The following is an 18,135-nucleotide window of genomic DNA, read 5'->3' as shown; positions in this document are numbered from 1 at the left end:
AGAATACTTGGGATAAGCGATTGGGTGGGCGGAAGCGGGTTATCCGTGAACTACTGACGGCATTCTGTCGGGCTTCTGACGTGTCTTAGTACCGCGGTATTTTTTAGGGTCAGCTATCGAACCAACTTCAGTACGAGGATTGCATGACTGCCGAAATTGACACCAAAGACCCGAAATTTCTTGCGTACTGGACCAAGTGTATCCGGGCGGCCTCGAAATGGTCGCAGGAAGCGCTTGCAGCTGCCTCCGGCTTGACTGTGCGCACCATACAACGGATCGAGGCTGGCCAAGCGGTCACCGAGACCACGCGGCGCGCCCTCGCCCGGGGCCTTGGCTACGACAACCCGGATGTGTTCGAAGACCCCGAGTTCATTAAGGGCATCCACGCTCTCTTTGACGGCATGCACAAGTTGAAGGACAAAGAGGACCGAAAGCAATTCCCCGACCATATGCGTATCAGCGTGGTGCGGGTGAAAAAAGGTGAAGGTCTGGCCCGCATAGCTTATGAAGGAAACGCCTACCTCTTTCATGCCGACGAGGAGATTAAAGAGGAGGCGAAAGAAATCGCTGCGAATATCTTTGACTTCCTGCGTGACCTCGGTGATATCGGCGACGATATCTCTTTCTCCGATAAGCTTAGCTATCAGCAATCGCTCGGTGAACTTCTGGAGCAATTGGAAACATCAGGAGCCGTTTGTTACAGCGCTTTTCGGGAAACAAATATGGTTGGCAGGAATTGGACGGACAAGACGCCCATCGCTATCACGGTCAGCTACCTAACGGTTGTACCCCTCGAGAAGGCTTTGACGGAAATAATGGTTCCGCGTCGGCTTTCGTGAAGCCGCAATTTTCTTGGGATTTAATTTGCGATTTCAGAGCGTAACGAAACCACGAATTGCCATACTGCAACCTAATGTCCGTTTTCCGGCACTGGCAAATGCAGTCTCTATGTCCAATTTGGCGGCGCGAAGTCGCCATTGAATTAGGAGGTGTTGAATGACAGCTCCGGGCCGGAAGCGTCGACGCATTCAGGGCAGACGAATGTCAGCTAACGTCAAAGGGAGCACACTAGGCGCCAGTCCGGTCACAGCCCATAAGAGCCGTTTCATGACAGGGCGGTGCGCAGTCAGGTGGAACTGGCGGCAGCAACCTTGAACAGAAAAGCTATTCACCTGGTAAAAAATTTAAAACTTGTTTATTTTCAATATCTTATCAAAAAAACGCGTAACAGTTATTATGGAACCTGCCGTCGGCGAAACCGGCAAGATTTGTCGCTTGCAATGGCTTGGGTCACCCTAGAGGTCTCGAAGAGTCGAGACAGTCACATTCAAAAAACTCAAAGGAGACCTAATGTCAATTATCGAATATCTCGCAGGCCCTTATGCGGTCGTGTACTACGCTTGGCACAATCCGATACATACGCTGTGTCTCTGCGGTGGTGTTTACTTCCTCGGGAAAGACTTCCTGACTTGGCTCGAAAATCGGTTCTTATCTGTAGCTACTTGCATTTATACGCAGCTCGGATTGCAAACATCACGAATTCCCGCTCGAGCTATCTGCATGTATCCGGGCGCGCTAACTCACATTAATTGCGAATCAGATCAGATTATTTGCAACGAGATCGCAATCATCCGGTTCGGAACACTTTGTGTGCAAACAGATCAATGCAGCAGTGCTTTTCCGCTACGCCGCCTGCTCCTCTCTGACTTCCTCCAGGAACCGGCTTACAGCTTCCGACAGACTTGAGGCAACCTCACCGAGCTGTTCCGCTGACTGGCTCATCGTTTCCGAGTGCTGGCGGGTCTGATCGATGGACCCGGAGACCCCTGCAACATTCGAGGCGGCGGAAGAAGCGCCGTCGGATGCGAGCGTGATGCTCTGCGTGATCTCGCTGGTAGCAGCATTTTGCTCATCTACCGACGTGGATATCGTTTCGCTGACAGATCTGACTTCTTGGATCTTCTCGACGATTGACCGGATGGCGGTCACCGATTTCTGTGTAGACGCCTGTACACCGGAAATCTGGCTCGCGATTTCGTCGGTCGCCTTAGCAGTTTGCGTCGATAGCTCCTTCACCTCGGCAGCGACGACTGCAAAGCCTTTTCCAGCCTCGCCTGCCCGTGCGGCTTCGATGGTGGCGTTCAGGGCCAGCAGGTTGGTCTGCTCCGCAATCGCCCGGATGATTTCGACGACTTCGCCGATCTTATCGGCGGTTTCCGCAAGCAGCGAAATATCCTTGTCTGCCGCGACTGCCGTTTCGGCAGCGATCGACGAAATTTCCGTCGCAGTGCTGGCCTGGCGAGCAATTTCTTCAATGGAGGCGGAGAGTTCGGCGGCCGCGGAGGCAACGGTCTGGACATTGGTCGTCGCCTCTTCCGTTGCCGAATTGGCGGCCTTGGCACTCTCGTCGGCATGCATTGCGATCTTCACCATTTCGCCTGCTCCGCTCCGCATACCTTCGGTTTCGCTTGCGAGCTGTTCCTGAATGGAAGCGACCGAGGTCTGGAAGTGCTGGATTGCATATTCCATCTGCTCGGCACGCTTTAGGCGCTGAAGCCGCGCGGCTTCCGCTTCCGCTTCAAGCTGTCTCTGCTGGATCAGCTTCTCCTTGAACACTTCCGAAGCCCGCGCAATTTCGCCGATCTCATCCGGCCTGTCGGTATCGTGGATAGCAATATCCAGCTGCCCGTCTGCCAATCCGGCGATCGACTCCTTTTGACGGCTCAAGGTCCGGGCAATCGAAACGACCTGGTGGACGACAAGACCGAGCGTTCCGAAAACCAGCGCCAAGGCGATGGCCGAGAGCCAGAAAATCTGGCTGTCCAACCGCTCGATAAAGGCGTCCGCGGCGGCTTCAGCCCGGTGAATAAACTCATCAGAGGCTGTTTTCATGAGATTGAGACGCTTGGTCGCCGCGTTGAACCAGCTCGCGCCGGTCAGGCCCTGAGCATCATTTGACAGCGGCAGGTTCTGAATCACATCGCGCCAGGCAAGCGTCTTATCGACGTCGGCACCTTTGACCAGTTCATTCCATAAGGCTTTCTGGCCTTGGCTGGAAACCGATCCGAACTCCTTCATGAATGCCTTTTCACCGCCGGAATTCGATACGGTTTTCAGGTAGAGATCCATATCGACCGCGCCGGTCTTGTTGAATTCGTCCAGCAGGGCTGCGCCGTTGGCCCTCTCCAGCCCCCCGGACTCCATCGCCTCGACGATGGTGAGGTAGGGCAGGAGTTCAGCCGTTATCGACTTCGATGGGCTAACTTCCGTGGTGATGCCAACAACATGAACAAGCTCGTTAATTTCGGCGGAATAGGCTTTGATCACACGATCTGCGGCGACTTGTTTTGCATCGATCGTTTTTCGGAGATCACCGGTTTTGTGAACTTCGTCTGCGACATGCTGCAATTCGGAAAGCAGGTTCGCATTGTTCAGATCCAGCCCTGCCAGATGCTCGTCAAACAGCTTTATGGCCGCGTCGGACGCCGAGCGCTGATCACCAAGCTTTGCCGCTATCGCGCCGTCATAGCCGGTCTTGATCAGGCTGACGCTGAGCCGTCGCTCTTTCTGAAGTTCGTGAATGAGATTGCCGGCGTCTTCTGCAACGCGTGTCATGGGCCGCATGTAAGCGTGATGTGCACGTTCAGCAGCTTTTTCATAAATGCTAAAGGCCGCCAGTCCGAAAACCGCCACCATGGGTAGGCCAGCAAGAAGTCCAATCTGCAGCCTGATCCGTTTCATTCTTTTGCCCCTCCAGGAGAATGTTCATTACCCTGAATGTGGAGAAGGCTCCTTACTTGTTGCTTAACGGAAGTTTGAAACTTGACATTTTACGACGCCATTGGCGGCTGTTGGCAACAAATAATCTTTTTGAACAGAAATAGTTACTGAGACCAGAGGCCAATTGGCAGGATTGGAACTTAGGACGGGAGAGTTTGCATCACATAACTACGGTTGCGTTACTGTCAATAGCAACTAGAATACTGTTACAGGTATTGGTGACCAAAAAATGGATTAGGCTTCAGACGAACGAGTTTCATGTCAAAAATCTAGATCGTTGATTTTCAGCGAGAACTGACTCTGACCTACTTTTGCTAATGTGTTTTTTGATCACCAGATGTTTGCAGCAATCACGCCTTAGATTTCGTGGCGACCGGCTGGAAAACGTCCGTTTCTCGAACGCACCTAAGTCAGCTTGGAGCCCAACCTTCTCATAAACGAGAGGAAGATGGCGGCTTCCATCTGTGGTCAGTATCGAGACAAAAACAGACGCAGTTTTTCAAAGGTTTTGTGGCATTTGCTTTCACAGAGATTCCGGTTGCATTCCAAACAGTGACGAAAACGACCGATGGCAGCCGAAAGCCCGGACCGCTATTTTTGATGCATAATCGCATGAGAGTAGAGCTATGTCATAATTCAATGCCAACCCGTCTGGATGCCTAGCGGCAAGAAGAAAATGAGTAATATCAGTTGCTTGTGATCCATGGGGTTGCGAAGCTATTCATGGGCTCAACGAAGTGGAATGATTTCCCCCTGGTACCGCATGCCCGAAAGCATTGCCGACTGCAAAATGATTTGACAGATGCCGAACGGGCACTCATCGGGCCTCTATTGCTGCCAAGCAAAGCACGTGCCCGTCCTGAAAAGTGGGGCTACCGACAGACTGTCGATGCTATGTTCTCTGCGACGGGAATGGCTGGCGGAAGACGTCTCCAAGACTGTTCCCGCCGATGACCTCCGCGCGGCATTGTTTTTCCGATTGGCGTAGTTGAGGGCTTTGGCAGGCGATCAACCACACATTGCTAGTGGCGGCACGCGAGGATGCCGGTCACGAAGACTCGCCCGCAGGAGGCGTACTTTACGGCCAATTAATTAAACTCACGGAAAGTGGTGGTGGATTTTCTGATATGATGCGTGCAAAAGATTCGAGGAACGCAAGCGTCACATCGTCACCGACACCGGTTGCTTTCTCGTTGGTGCTGTCAGCTATGTTGCTGACATCCAAGATTGCGATGGCGCCCATCCGTCCTCAAGGCATCGCGCCATGCCTTCCCTGGGTTGCGTCATCTCTTCGCCGATGGCGGTTATGCTGGCCCGAAGTTCGAAGCCGCACGGCAAGTGGGCAATCGAAATCGTCAAGCGTTTACATAGTACCCCTCCGGTGAAGGCCGTCTTGCTGGTTTAGGCTGAAGACTGCCAGTCCTAGTGATAGCACTAGGAGTAGTCATATGACCAAGCAGCATATCGAGGTGATCACGTCGGTGGAGCGCCGTCGGCGATGGTCGCAAGAGGATAAGGAGCGGCTTGTGGCCGCGTGCCTGGAGCCGGGAGCGAGCGTGTCGGAGGTTGCCCGCGCGGCGGGTTGCCACGTGAGCCAGTTATTTTGATGGCGCAAGCAGTTGTGCACGATCTCCGACAGTCCCGCGACGGATCGCGCAACACCCGCGCCAGCGCCTTCTCCGCAGTTTGTCCCGGTGACGATATCCAATGCTGTGTCCTTGCCGTCGCAGGACGAGCCCTCGGAACCTGCTCCGCCGCAACGTGTGCGGCGTAAGCCGAGCGTTGTGACGATTGAGTTGGGCCGGGGTAAACGGGTTCGGGTCGACAGTGATATCGATACGGATGCTCTGGGACGTATTCTCGATCTTCTGGAGCGGCGATGATCCCGGTCCCGAGCGGCTTGAAGGTCTGGCTTGCGACGGGCCACACGGATATGCGCAGAGGATTTCCCGGGCTGTCGCTGATGGTTCAGGAGACACTGAGGCAGGATCCGATGAGCGGCCACCTGTTTGTCTTCCGCGGCCGGAGCGGAGGTTTGATCAAGGTGATTTGGCACGATGGACAAGGGGCCTGCCTGTTCACGAAGAAGCTGGAACGCGGACGATTTATCTGGCCATCGGCGGCGGACGGGACGGTATCCATCACCCCGGCCCAGCTCGGATATCTGCTGGAAGGCATCGATTGGCGGATGCCGCAAAAAACCTGGCGGCCGAGCTCGGCCGGATAGTGGAAAGCGCTGGCTTGGCGGGAGCGAATATGATTCCATCCCGCCATGCTCGATGCGGCCGAACACCTTCCCGACGACCTTGCCAGTGCGCATGCGATGATCCTCGCAGAGCGCGCAGCTCGCCGTGAAGCTGAGGCACTCGCGGCCCGTGCCCAGGCGGTAAACTCGCACTCGGAAGCCCTGATCGCCCGGCTGAAGCTGGAGATCGAGAAGCTCAAACGGGAGATCCACGGACACCGTTCGGAGCGCAAGGCCCGTCTTCTGGAACAGTTGGAATTGCAGCTCGAAGAGCTGGAAGCCGATGCTGCCCAGGACGAACTGGCGGCAGAGGTCTCGGCACGATCATCGACCGTCAAAGCGTTTGAACGCAGACGCCCGTCAAAGAAACCGTTTCCGGAGCATCTGCCGCGCGAACGTGTGGTTGTTGCCGCACCGGAGAGCTGTCCATGCTGCGGATCTGCGAAGCTGGCCAAGCTCGGTGAGGACGTCACCGAGACGCTGGAAGTGATCCCGCGCCAGTGGAAGGTGATCCAGACCGTTCGGGAGAAGTTTACCTGCCGGGAGTGCGAGAAGATCACCCAGCCACCGGCTCCGTTCCATGTGACGCCGCGCGGCTTTGCCGGTCCGAACCTCCTGGCAATGATCCTCTTCGAGAAGTTTGCACAACATCAGCCGCTGAACCGGCAGAGCGAGCGTTATTCGCGCGAGGGCATCGATCTCAGCCTGTCGACGCTGGCCGACCAGGTCGGCGCCTGCGCGGCGGCTCTCAAGCCGGTCCATTCGCTGATTGAGGCGCATGTGCTGAGTGCCGAACGCCTGCACGGTGACGATACCACCGTGCCCATCCTCGCCAAGGGCAAGACCGATACCGGCCGCATCTGGACCTATGTCCGCGACGATCCACCGTTCGGCGGGCAATCACCGCCGGCAGCCCTTTATTATGCCTCTCGCAATCGACGCCAGGAACATCCTGAGCGCCATCTGAAGAGCTTCACCGGCATTCTGCAAGCTGACGCCTATAGCGGCTATAATCCGCTGTTCAAGGTGGACCGTGATCCCGGTTCGCTGACCCAGGCGCTGTGTTGGTCACATGCGCGCCGCAAATTCTTCGTGCTTGCCGACATCGCCGCCAACGCCAGGCGCAGGAAGAACGCCGCACCGATCTCACCGATTGCACTGGAGGCGGTCAAGCGCATCGATGCCCTGTTCGACATCGAGCGCGAGATCAACGGGCTCAACGCTGGTGAACGCCTGGAGCGGCGGCGCGGGGACAGCGTTCCACTTGTCGAAGGTCTTGAGGAATGGCTGCGGGCCGAGCGGAGCAAGCTGTCGCGCAGCTCCTCGGTTGCCGAGGCGATTGATTACATGCTCAAGCGTTGGGACGGCTTCACCACCTTCCTTCATGATGGTCGGGTCTGCCTGACGAACAATGCGGCCGAACGGGCACTGCGCGGCTTTGCCCTCGGAAGGAAGTCATGGCTGTTCGCGGGATCGGACCGCGGTGCCGACCGCGCCGCCTTCATGGCGACACTGCTCAACTCGGCGAAGCTCAACGCCGTCGACCCGCAAGCCTGGCTTGCTGATGTCCTCGCCCGCATCGCCGAAACGCCCATGTCCAAGGTAGAAGAACTGCTGCCCTGGAATTGGGAACCAGCTGCAACGCAGCGTGCCAGTGAAGTGCATGGCTATTTCTAGGATCATGATTGTCGGCGGTCCAGGCTCAGGGAAGACTTGGCTCGCCCAGCAACTTGGTCTCCGGCACGAGCTACCCGTTCATGCAGTCGATGACGAAGTTTGGGATCGGAGTGGGGCCTTGCGAGCACCAGAGGATATCGATGCCCGGTTACGACGGCTGGCGGCCCAAGATAAGTGGATCATCGAGGGTGGAAATAGCCGAACTTATGGAGATCGTGTTCAACGAGCCGATGCAATCATTCGGCTGGCTCCACCGATATGGCGGCGGCTCTACCGTGTGCTCCGTCGAGATGGCCTACGGATCGAGCTACTTCGTTGGACGCTTCGATACGACAGGGTATTCGGAACAAAGGACGTTCTAGCTCTTCAAAATGGGAGGGCAACCGCAACCTGCATCGAGATCCGTTCGAACAAGGACATACAGCGCCTGCTGCGCGCCGGAATTGAGTGCTTCTGAAACCCATCCAGCATCGTCTATCGCCGCAGCCTCGAGAGCTCCCTAAGACTGGACGTCCATACAATTCCGCGGTCCACGCCGGATGCTTACTTTACATATGGCGAAGCGCCTCGAAGTCGTACCACGGCACTGTGTCGCTGAACGCACCTTTGCATCGCTCAACAGAAACTGTCGCCTCGCCGAGGACTTCGAGCGAATAATCGCCGGCACAGCCGCTCGGCTCTTCATAGATTTGGTCAAGCAGCTAGTCTGGCGAATTGTAACCCAGTAAGATTACACAGAAAATTTGTCTCAGACTCTAGGCATAGCTATAATGGGATCTATGAGATTGTTGACATTTTTAGAGGATGAAAGTGACCACTCAGACCAGCGTGCGTTTGCGAGCCGACACGCGCCTGTCTCATGAAGTGCTCGATAAAGAGGTGTCGAGGTTTGATCTGACGACGTCAGATGGTTTCTTGTGCTTCCTCGGAATGCAGTCGCACGCGCTACAAGCTCTTGCGGCGTTGGAGGTATCGGCAAAAACAAAATCCGTATTGGCAGACCTTCACGAACGTGCAGAGCAAGATCTTCGCGGGCTCGGATCGTCCATTAAAAAGACGCCATTCGAGATCGGTCCGCTACATCCTCTCGCGGTTGACTACGCACTCGCGGGCTCGAGACTTGGGTCACAGGTTCTTAAGCGACGATGGCAGGCCGCGAAAAACCCACAGGTTCGACGCGCCAGTGCTTACTTTTCGGCACCGAGCTACATCGAATTATGGACGTCGTTCTGTGGCGCGACTGAAGCGATGACTTCCAGCGGTCCTTTAGCCGATCGAATCGTCAAAGACGCTGAAAGAGTTCTTCAATTTTACCGTGAGTGTGCCCGTGCTCCGCAACTAACTGAGGGAGCGATCAATGCCTGAGCTAGAGCCAAATCAGCAGCAACAAAACTATGATCTGAGCAACTGTGATCGAGAGCCGATCCATATTCTTGGGCGTGTTCAAAGCTATGGGTGTTTGGTGGCGCTCTCTTCTGACTGGATGGTGACATTTGCGTCCGAAAACTGTGCCGAAATTCTCGGGTTTGATGCTCAAACTATCGTTGGCTCACGTTTCGCAGATATCTTTCCGCAAGAAACGGCCCATCATCTGCGAACGAAAATGCAAGTGCACAGCTACCAGACCGGCGCCGCACGCGTATTTTCCTATCCCGCTCTCGACGATGAAAGGCTTTTCGACATTTCGATCAGCCAAAGCGACGACAACATCATCTTTGAGTTCGAGCCGCGCGCAGCGGGGACGCAGAAAGATCAGGATCGCTCGACAGTCCGCGCGCTGATCGGTCGGGTAAAACGTCACGAGACAATTGAGGACATGTCTCGCGAAGCGGTCCGCGCTATCAAAATCATGTCCGGGTTCGACCGGGTTATGGTCTACAAGTTTAACGATGATGACAGCGGCACGGTGATCGCCGAAGTCGCCGAACCCGATCAGGAACGGTTTCTGGGTCTCCGCTATCCGGCAAGCGATATTCCAAAGCAGGCACGTGCGCTCTATCTGCGAAGCCCATTGCGGATCATCTCGGATGTCGATGCCGAGACCCACGCCATTTTCCCAAGCCTGAATCCAAATGGACAACCACTCGATCTTTCACTAGCCGTGACACGCTCGGTCTCCCCAATCCACCTCGAATACCTGCGTAACATGGGCGTCGCTGCCTCGATGTCGGTGTCGATCATTCGCAGTGGTAAACTTTGGGGCCTATTTGCGTGTCACCACAGAACGGCGAGGCATATCAGCTACGAGGCACGGAGCGAGATCGAGCTTTTCTCAGAGCTTTTCAACTACCAGCTTGCGCAGGTTGAATTGGTGACCGAGTTGGCCGAAGTCGATCGCGCACGAACACTACACGATCGGCTGATGACGCAGCTGTCGGGCGGCAAGACCATGTCGGAAGCGTTCGACGTCCTGTCAGAAAACATCAAGGAGGTTATCCCATTCGATGGAGCCGCCGTCTTCACGGAGGGCGATTACAAATCAGCTGGTGCTGCACTTACGAAAGAAGAATTCTTGGGTCTTGCGAGGTTTTTGAATACTACGCCACCGGGCCAAGTCTATCATACCAACGCTCTCTCGACGCGCTATCCCGCGGCCACTGACTTTTGCGACCGGGTGGCTGGCATTCTCGCCCTTCCGGTGTCCCGAACTCCACGGGACTACCTCGTCCTTTTCCGGCGCGAGATCGCGTTATCGGTAAAATGGGCTGGAAACCCGGAGAAGCCCGTCGAGCTTGGTCCAAACGGCGCACGTTTGACACCACGCAAGAGCTTCGAAGCATGGCAACAGGTCGTGCGCGGGGAATCGGCGCCTTGGCGCGGCTCAGAGTTGCGTGCTGCTGACGCCCTTCGGATCACGCTTCTGGAAGTCGTCTTGAAGATGGCGGATGAGCGCAACGCGGCGCGCAAGCAAGCGCAGGACCAGCAAGAACTCTTGGTGGCGGAATTGAACCACCGCGTCCGGAACATCCTTAACCTCATTCGTGGTTTGGTCTCCCAAGGGCAGGAAGATGCCAAGTCGTTGAAAGACTACCGGTCTGTGCTCGAAGACCGCATTTTTGCCCTGGCCCGTGCGCATGATCAACTGACGCAGACAGATTGGAATTGGGTGTCATTCCGTTACTTGGTCGAAACGGAGGTACAGGCGTTTTTGACGTCGAAAGCTTCGCGGGTAAACATTACAGGTGACGAGATTGATTTGTCGCCAACCGCGTTCTCGACGCTCGCGCTTGTTATCCATGAGCTTGTTACAAATTCGGCCAAATATGGTGCGCTCAACGACTCCTCGGGCTCCGTTGCGCTTGATGTTCGTCTGCAACCTGACGGAGTCGCCAAGCTGGCCTGGCGAGAAGAAAACGGCCCGCCAGTACAACCGCCAAGGCGGCGGGGCTTCGGGACGACGATTATCGAGCGATCCATTCCCTTCGAACTGAAAGGCCAGTCCGACACGCGGTACCGAGTGACAGGGTTCGAAGCAGACTTCGTCTTGCCAACGGCTCATGTCCGGAAGACAGACTTGACGGTCGTACGGGCGCAAGAAACAGCTACGACAGAAGCTTCAGAGGTTCAACTAGAAGGACAATGCCTCGTCCTGGAGGACAACATGGTCATCGCCTTGGACGCGTCGGACATGCTGTCAGACCTGGGTGCCAAACATGTCAGCACGGCAAGTTCAGTCGCGGACGCACTTGGCATCCTCGCCAACCACGACATCTCTTTGGCACTCTTGGATGTCAATCTGGGCGATGAGATGTCATTACCAGTGATTGAAAGATGCCAGGAATTGGGAGTTCCGACCATCCTTGCGACAGGCTACGGGGCCAACGCCGCGGTCGTAGAGCGGTTTCCCAACATTCCAATTCTAAACAAGCCATATAGCTCCGACAGTCTCAATCGGGTGATTTCCCGAGCACTGGCAGCAGAGAGCTAATGGTCGGAGACCCGAAAAGGCGCGCTCACTCGGGGGTTTAAGGGGGCCTCCACAATGCCTACCAACACTTAATACTCTGGGCCTCCATCAAGAAAAATGGCTCCTAACGCAGGTGATCCGGCACGGGGTTTTTGGCAGGGTCGCGAAACAAATTTTTCGCTGACGATGTTCATCTATTCTGCAAGCAGACGCTTTGCTTCTGGCACGGCATAGTCGAAGAGGACCTTGATCGGCGTCTGCCAGCTCTCGGCATCGTTGTAGCGACCGGCGAAAGACGCGACGACAAGGTCGACACCGATTTCCACGGTCAGCCGCTGACCGCCGTTGCCGACCGCGATGGCAATGGGGTTTTTCTCATTGCCAGAGAGATACCAGAGATATCCATATCTGGTGAACTCGTTGAGCGGTACGCGCGGATGAAGCGATTGTGCAAGCCAATCGGAGGGCACGATCTGCTGTCCCTCATATGCACCTCCATCGGCAACCAACTGCCCGATCTTTGCCAAGTCAGGCAGCGTCAAGCGCAGTCCGGAAGCTGCGGATGGCGCACCGTCCGCACCGGCGATCCACTCATATGTCCCGATGACAAGGGGCGTAAAGAGCTTTTCTTCCGCATAAGCGTCGAGCTTCATCCCCGTACCGTCTTCGATCAGCTTCCCCAGCAGAGCGACGGCGCCACCGCTATATATCCAGCTTTCGCCCGGCGCCTCTCGAATCGGTTGTTCGAGAACAAAGCGATAGCGGTCAGGCGCGTTTTCCATCGCGATTTCACTGTTGCGCGGGTCGCTGTAGGGGAGGTCCTCGTTCCATTCGAGGCCCATCTGCATCGATAGCGCATGGCCGATCAGAATGCGGTCTCGTCCTGGCTCTTCCATGAGATCGCGATAGCCCGGAAACTGGTCGTACAGAGGTTGATCCGGGCCGGGAACCTGACCCTCGGAAAGCGCTTTTCCGTAGAGCAGCCCGACCACCGATTTCGTCACCGAGCGCAGGTCGTGCAGGCTATGCGCCTCATGGTTCACGACGCCGATCTTGGTGCCCCATCGCTCGTCCTCGCCGGGGAAGTAAACCTCGGCCAGGCGTTCGCCGCGAAAATCGACGATCGCACCGTGAAGTCCCGGGAGTTGGCCTGCTTCAAACCCAGAACGGAGGTTTTCTTCCAGCGTTTGGGCATATGCGCAAGTCAATGAGCCAATCCAGATCATCGCAAACGTGGTCGCCAAACGACCATACCTACCGATCATACTCAAACCTCCAAATCATTACCTTACGACAGCCTACGCATCGGAGCATCACAATCAAACCATTCCCCGCCCGGGCTCGGCACAGTCGTTCTTGGCGCTGCCGAAATCGCCAAAACCTATACGTTTCTGCCGCTTTGCATGAAAGCTGACATCGACCGATTGGAAGCAAAGTCCGCAAAGCCGTCGTTCGCAAATAAAGTGATCCGGGACGGATGATTGCAATCTCGTCACAAGTAATCCGATTTCATTCGCAACTAATGTGGGTTTGCCGTACCGGATAGTCGCACTTAATTCGAGCCAAAATTGCGATGTTTGCAATCCGAGCCGCGGATAAATGCAATTCACAACACTTAAATTCCAGCGGGATAAGGTCATATTTTAGCAGCCTGTTTATTTCAACTCGTTGAGCTTGCTTTGCAGGCGGGCACCGTCGGGCGTCGCGAGCAAATTGAAATCGTCCTTGTTTGCCTCTTTCGGGTTCAGCACAAGCCAGTTGTCGCCGGTCACTCGGGTTTTGCCGCCCTCGGCCTGGAACGTGAGTTCAAGGAACGAAACCGGCGCTCCCTTGGTCCGGTCCTTCAGCGGGTTATTGTCGTTGACGTTGGCCGGGAGCGTCTTGTTGAACAGCACCGTGTTGTCCGTTTTACGGGCAACCTTGAAGCCAAGGGTCGGCCGCGTGAAAATGGACTTTGAGGCGGCTTTGGCGGCTGCCATGTTCTTGGATGTTACGACGGTGGGCTTGTTTGCCTGGGAGAATGCGGTGGTTCCGCCATCGGTCGTCTGACATGCCGCCAGGAAGGCAGCCGCGCATGATGCGATCAGGAATTTTCTCATAAGTTTACGGTCCTCGTGTTGGGGAGCTGGATTTCATTTGTTCCGTCGCCGGAACGGGGGAACGGTCTGTCAAGGTCGGCCGGGTTCCCGGCCGCCGGCATCGGGCAGCCTTGACAGAGTGTGGGGGCGAGCCCCCTTCCCTTCGAATTTGTCTGGCGGAACGCCAGTCCGCCGCCCGCCAGATATCAGCCTGACCATCAGGTCAGTCCGCTTTCCGGCTGGGGCTGTTTCAAGAGCCCGAAGACGGATTTGTGAAGGTAGAGCTTGCCTTGGCGGGCACGTGTCAGCATTCCGGACACGAACCCGCCCGGATTGACGACGGGGTTGTTCGGGTCGGCGAGGCGGCGTTCGGTGACGACGATGCAAACGGACGCCGCGGCCGGACCTGTTTCGCTGCGCAAGCTGGTCCAGAGCGCCGGACTAAGACCCAGATAGCCGGCCGCTTTCGCGGCGGCCCTGTCCAGGGCGGTCCAGTTTGCCTCCCTTTCTCCGGCCTCCATTTGGATCATGTCCTGCATGAGCGGGCTGGCAACATTCATCACCTGATCGAGCCGGATGTGTTCGATCCCGGTGCCGGTAATTCCGGCCTTCGGCCTCGCCTTCGCACCAGGGGGCATATTTTCGCGGTGCGCCTGCCCCCTCCTCTCTTCTTCCATGCCGCCCGCGTTAGCGGGCTCCGTTTGCAGGATAACTTCATCGCCGTCCGGCGATGTCCGTTCGCCACTACAAGTCCCTACGGGATTTTGCCTTGTATCTTCCGTATATTGGTGCCGGAAATCTTGTTCCGCCTGGGCGGAAATTTCTTGGTCGAGAACCGAGGTCAAAGCTTGTTTCAGGCGTGCAATCTCGTCCTCCAGTTCCAACCGGAGTGAACACACGGCAATCGTCGGCCAAGCCGTCTTGCTGAAGCTCCGCCCGGGGATCCTGCCAAGGAGGTTTTCGGCCGATCTGATGAGATCGGCGCTGCAGTCATGAGCATGAGCCTGTTGCGCCAGATAGCACAGCACACGGCGCAAGCATCTGATGCGGCCGGTTTCAGAACTCCGCAACTGAAGTTCAAACGCATCTGCCTCGCCCATCTTTTCGATGTCCGCAAACCGTTCAATGAGCGGCGTGAGCACGATGCCGTAAGCATCGATGAGTTTTCCGGTCCCGTCGCGCTTGGCATATCGCCGGTGGTTTCCGGAATCGTTCCAGAGGATCAGGCCTTTCCGGGCAAGACTGGTCTCGTAATTTCGGATCGTGCGTTCCTCAACATCGAAGTGCGCCGCAAGGGTCTTGACCTGAGAGAAGGCAACCGGTGTCGCCCCCTGCTCCCAGTCCTCGGACTGGGTCATGCAAATCTGATGCTCAAGGTAAGCGAGAACAGCCGGCTTTAGGTCGAGCGCACGACGCGCCCGTTTGAGAGCCTTGACCACGTCGATTTTCGTCTTGCCTTCCGGCAGACCGATTGAGGGAATGAGTATCCCGGATGAAAACGTGCGGCGGTGTTTTGCGGCTTCTGCGGCGTCAATCCAGTCCGGATGCGTAGGGTATTCCAAGTTGCTCAAGTCCAGCTCCGCCCCCTACACTACGGTTGTGGATAGACAATAGAAGACCGTCCGCAAAAATTGCGGCCAGGCTTGTCAAATTGTCCGGGGAGAGCTACAAAACCGGCGTTCTAGACTTACCTCGGTAATGCTCTCCCCCTGGATCCGACTTGTCGGGTCTGGGGGTTCCCATTTCAGGCCCCTGAACGGGGTCTTATGTGTCCTATTTCCATTCAAAATCACCAAATTGAAGCACTGAATTGCAGCGAATCAGTTCAGCAACCTTACGTTCATTCGACTGGGAATAGTGGGAGCAACTTTCAATTTTGTTTGAGAATGCGAGAGCTTTTTTGGCAACTTTTCTGTGAAGGAATATTAAATTGTACTAAAACAAATAAGAACGCACACAAACGGTCAAATTATAATTATTTACCTTCTGCAATATATCTCTATGGTTTTTCATTATTCTCCAGAAAAATCCGCTTTAATTACTTGTTAGCCTTTGCAATCATTGATAGAATCTCCCTAGTCAAAAGGAGACCTTATCGATGAGCCCCGTATTCAGGGTTGCAGTTATTGAGGTGACGCGTCTAATCGCCCTTGCAGCAGGGGCCGCATCAGCCTTTCTACTCACCGCATTTTCAATTTCACTGCTCAATGTTCCCTACTCTCTCTTTTACGGCCCTTTGCCGATTGAGGAGTGGCTATTAACAGCTATTGCCGCGGCTATCGCTGTGGCGCCGGCCGTTTTCGTTGCCTACGTTCCGTCTTTCGCCGCCAGCGCCTTCGACATTCGTTTTACGACACGCAGACTGTCTCAGCGCGAAAAAGAACTCGTCGCCAAGGTCGAAGCCGTTCTCGAAGACTGTGCAAAAAAGAGCGGGATCAAACTGCCCAAGATCGTATGGCGGGTTCAGGACATTGGGGAAATCAATGCCATGGCCTACGCTCATAACCGGGTTTGCTTCACCAAGGGCATCCTGCACAAGTACGGCGACACCCAGGCCGGCATCGAGCGCCTGGCCGGCGTTGCGGCCCATGAGATCGGGCACCTGCGAAATTGGGATACCAGGATCAACATGCTCCTGCATTACCTGACCTTGCCGGTGAATTTCGGCATTGGCCTCGCCAACACCACCATCAACCGCATTCCGATCATCGGCCTGATATTCACACTGGCAACAGTCGTCTTCAGGCTTCCATGCGACATCGCGCATTTCCTGAACGGGTCCACGTCACAGTTTCAGGAGTACCAGGCCGACAGGTTTGCGGGAAAGCTGATGAACGGCGTCGGGATATCGGAGTTTCTGGAGGACATTTCGCACATGAGCGAACTGCCGGGCGACAAGTTCTCCGACTGGCTCATGCGCTCCCATCCGCCGACCGAGCTCCGACACGACGAACTGACGCGCGAAGCCCGCTAACTGTAGCGAATTGCATTTATCCATGGCTCGGATTGCAAACATCCCGGATTCCGGCTCGAATTAAATGCGTCTATCCGGGTCAGCAAACTCACATTAATTGCAAATGAAATCAGATTATTTGCGACCGGATTGCAATCATCTGCCTCGGATCACATTACGTGCGAACAGGGTTTCCGCCGTGTTTTCAAGTGTCTGCCTTCCCACCAAGTTGTTAAAGCGTCGTACGTAGATTCTCAGACGGGATTTCAAGACAAGATTTTTCAGTAGTTTTCGTTCCGCGCCTAGCTGCGCCTCCCTGTCTGGAAAAGGGGCGTTTCCTGAACGCATCAAAGTCGGCTTCGAGTCCAAGCAAGACCTTCGGTGCTTTGCGCTAAACGACTTTTAAGGGCGGGAAACGATCGTTCGCTGCGGTCGGAACGAATGACCGGACAGGGGCCGTAAACGGACTGTCGGGTTTCGAGCGTCAAACTGCCAATGCAGTCATATAGTCTTGTGACCAGCGCTGAGGCTTCTCCATGTTGTCCAAAACAAATGCACTCAGCCGCTATGGCCTAAGCGAACAGAAAACTCGCCAAAAATGGTTTCCCAAAATGGCTGAGTCTAGCTTGCCATCGCTGATTAGAAGCTAAAGGCAACCCGCGGTCAGTACATTCCAGGCTATGGGGTTTTGTTTCTCGCGGCAGGTCTGGGGCTGTTGCGATCAGCAATAATTGGTGGGCAGATCGGGTTGCGTAAGGACTTTGCCGGCGTTGGCGCAGCGATTGTTGTATTGGCCTGTGGCCGGTGTACCTGACCGAGAGCCGTCGTCTTACCCCAGTGCGCTAGCGCTCCCATTGGCCAACGCCGTTGCAGGGCGGCCATATGATCGAACAGGCCATGCCAGGTCCTGGCGCAGTCTCCCGGGTTGAAGCGGCGCAATTCGACGGCGCGCGGGGCTGTTGCCAGCGGGCGAAGGACGCGATTATGACCATGTGCCCACCGCCGCAAGGGCATAGCGGTCGTGCATCGGACACCTCTGGTTCGTCGTCCTCGGGTTCATGGGCGACGCTCAGCAATTTGCGAGCGCGATCGAGGCTGGCCTTGCGAGAGGTGCCGAGAAGAAGGCCGTAGTGGCGAATGTGATGGAAGCCGCGCGGCAGGACATGGAGCAGGAAGCGGCGGATGGACTCGTCGGTGGAGAGCGTCATGACCTGCTGCCGGTCGGCACCATTGCGGCGGTAGTCCTTGTAAGGGAAGGTGACCCCAGTCTCGTCGAAGCCGATGAAGTGGCGGCTCGTTGAGCGTCTGATATAGTTGAACCGAGAGAAAACTGCGTTATTGAGCCAGGTCAACCGGAACGAAAACTTCTCCCGGTTCATGGCGACATACAGGCAGCACGAGATACGCTGACGGAACTGGGGAAGGGTATCGACCTTACGGACCGAAATTGAGGTTAATCAATGTGCACCACTCGAATTGGTGTTTGGCTTAAGAC

Annotated in this window: 13 protein-coding genes and 1 pseudogene; 8 read left to right on the top strand and 6 right to left on the bottom strand. The window is 55.7% G+C overall.

The features are described from left to right. The first annotated feature begins 143 nt into the window (after positions 1 to 143). Positions 144 to 839 (top strand): helix-turn-helix domain-containing protein, encoded by a 696-nt coding sequence (locus tag ACYQ6M_RS28365; protein ID WP_460077127.1) that lies wholly within the window; start codon positions 144 to 146, stop codon positions 837 to 839. 844 nt (positions 840 to 1,683) lie between these two features. On the opposite strand, the gene ACYQ6M_RS28360 is transcribed toward ACYQ6M_RS28365, so the two are convergent. Next, positions 1,684 to 3,741, bottom strand: coding sequence for a methyl-accepting chemotaxis protein (locus ACYQ6M_RS28360; RefSeq protein WP_460077125.1), 2,058 nt, complete (start codon positions 3,739 to 3,741; stop codon positions 1,684 to 1,686). A gap of 1,117 nt (positions 3,742 to 4,858) precedes the next feature. Then, the gene (locus ACYQ6M_RS28355; RefSeq protein ID WP_460077123.1) at positions 4,859 to 5,023 is read right to left on the bottom strand and encodes a hypothetical protein; all 165 of its coding nucleotides are present in this window, start codon (positions 5,021 to 5,023) and stop codon (positions 4,859 to 4,861) included. Between the two features lie 205 nt (positions 5,024 to 5,228). Here ACYQ6M_RS28355 and ACYQ6M_RS28350 point away from each other — a divergent pair, with 205 nt between their 5' ends. The 6 genes from ACYQ6M_RS28350 (at position 5,229) to ACYQ6M_RS28325 (ending at position 11,630) form a co-directional block, all read left to right on the top strand. After that, positions 5,229 to 5,387, top strand: a complete 159-nt coding sequence (locus ACYQ6M_RS28350; protein ID WP_460077121.1) for a transposase — start codon at positions 5,229 to 5,231, stop codon at positions 5,385 to 5,387. A gap of 272 nt (positions 5,388 to 5,659) precedes the next feature. Next, the gene (gene tnpB / locus ACYQ6M_RS28345) at positions 5,660 to 6,007 is read left to right on the top strand and encodes an IS66 family insertion sequence element accessory protein TnpB (RefSeq protein WP_460077119.1); all 348 of its coding nucleotides are present in this window, start codon (positions 5,660 to 5,662) and stop codon (positions 6,005 to 6,007) included. A gap of 45 nt (positions 6,008 to 6,052) precedes the next feature. Beyond that, complete coding sequence (gene tnpC / locus ACYQ6M_RS28340) at positions 6,053 to 7,702, top strand: IS66 family transposase (RefSeq protein ID WP_460077116.1); 1,650 nt, start codon at positions 6,053 to 6,055, stop codon at positions 7,700 to 7,702. A gap of 188 nt (positions 7,703 to 7,890) precedes the next feature. Then, positions 7,891 to 8,064, top strand: coding sequence for a hypothetical protein (locus ACYQ6M_RS28335; protein ID WP_460077114.1), 174 nt, complete (start codon positions 7,891 to 7,893; stop codon positions 8,062 to 8,064). 448 nt (positions 8,065 to 8,512) lie between these two features. Beyond that, a complete protein-coding gene (locus ACYQ6M_RS28330) occupies positions 8,513 to 9,067 on the top strand; it encodes a biliverdin-producing heme oxygenase (RefSeq protein WP_460077113.1) in 555 nt (184 codons plus the stop codon). Continuing rightward, positions 9,060 to 11,630: an HWE histidine kinase domain-containing protein gene (locus tag ACYQ6M_RS28325; RefSeq protein WP_460077111.1), complete on the top strand. Its 2,571-nt coding sequence runs from the start codon at positions 9,060 to 9,062 to the stop codon at positions 11,628 to 11,630. The genes ACYQ6M_RS28330 and ACYQ6M_RS28325 overlap by 8 nt, the downstream gene beginning before the upstream one ends. Before the next feature lie 173 nt (positions 11,631 to 11,803). Here the strand turns inward: ACYQ6M_RS28325 and ACYQ6M_RS28320 are convergent, their stop codons facing one another. The 3 genes from ACYQ6M_RS28320 to repC form a co-directional block, all read right to left on the bottom strand. Next, complete coding sequence (locus tag ACYQ6M_RS28320) at positions 11,804 to 12,874, bottom strand: serine hydrolase domain-containing protein (RefSeq protein WP_460077150.1); 1,071 nt, start codon at positions 12,872 to 12,874, stop codon at positions 11,804 to 11,806. A 390-nt stretch (positions 12,875 to 13,264) separates the two neighbouring features. Continuing rightward, positions 13,265 to 13,708, bottom strand: a complete 444-nt coding sequence (locus ACYQ6M_RS28315) for a hypothetical protein (RefSeq protein ID WP_460077110.1) — start codon at positions 13,706 to 13,708, stop codon at positions 13,265 to 13,267. A 197-nt stretch (positions 13,709 to 13,905) separates the two neighbouring features. Continuing rightward, a complete protein-coding gene (repC, locus tag ACYQ6M_RS28310) occupies positions 13,906 to 15,258 on the bottom strand; it encodes a replication initiation protein RepC (protein ID WP_460077108.1) in 1,353 nt (450 codons plus the stop codon). 527 nt (positions 15,259 to 15,785) lie between these two features. Here repC and ACYQ6M_RS28305 point away from each other — a divergent pair. Continuing rightward, positions 15,786 to 16,661 (top strand): M48 family metalloprotease, encoded by an 876-nt coding sequence (locus ACYQ6M_RS28305; protein WP_460077106.1) that lies wholly within the window; start codon positions 15,786 to 15,788, stop codon positions 16,659 to 16,661. Positions 16,662 to 17,548: 887 nt separating this feature from the next. On the opposite strand, the pseudogene ACYQ6M_RS28300 reads toward ACYQ6M_RS28305, so the two are convergent. Further along, positions 17,549 to 17,953: pseudogene (locus ACYQ6M_RS28300) on the bottom strand (transposase); the annotation flags it as partial. Positions 17,954 to 18,135: the final 182 nt, after the last annotated feature.

It is taken from the genome of Roseibium sp. ROS1 (assembly GCF_054658215.1).
The sequence above is the reverse complement of the archived record's forward strand: the minus strand, read 5'-3'. Positions and strand labels throughout refer to the sequence as shown.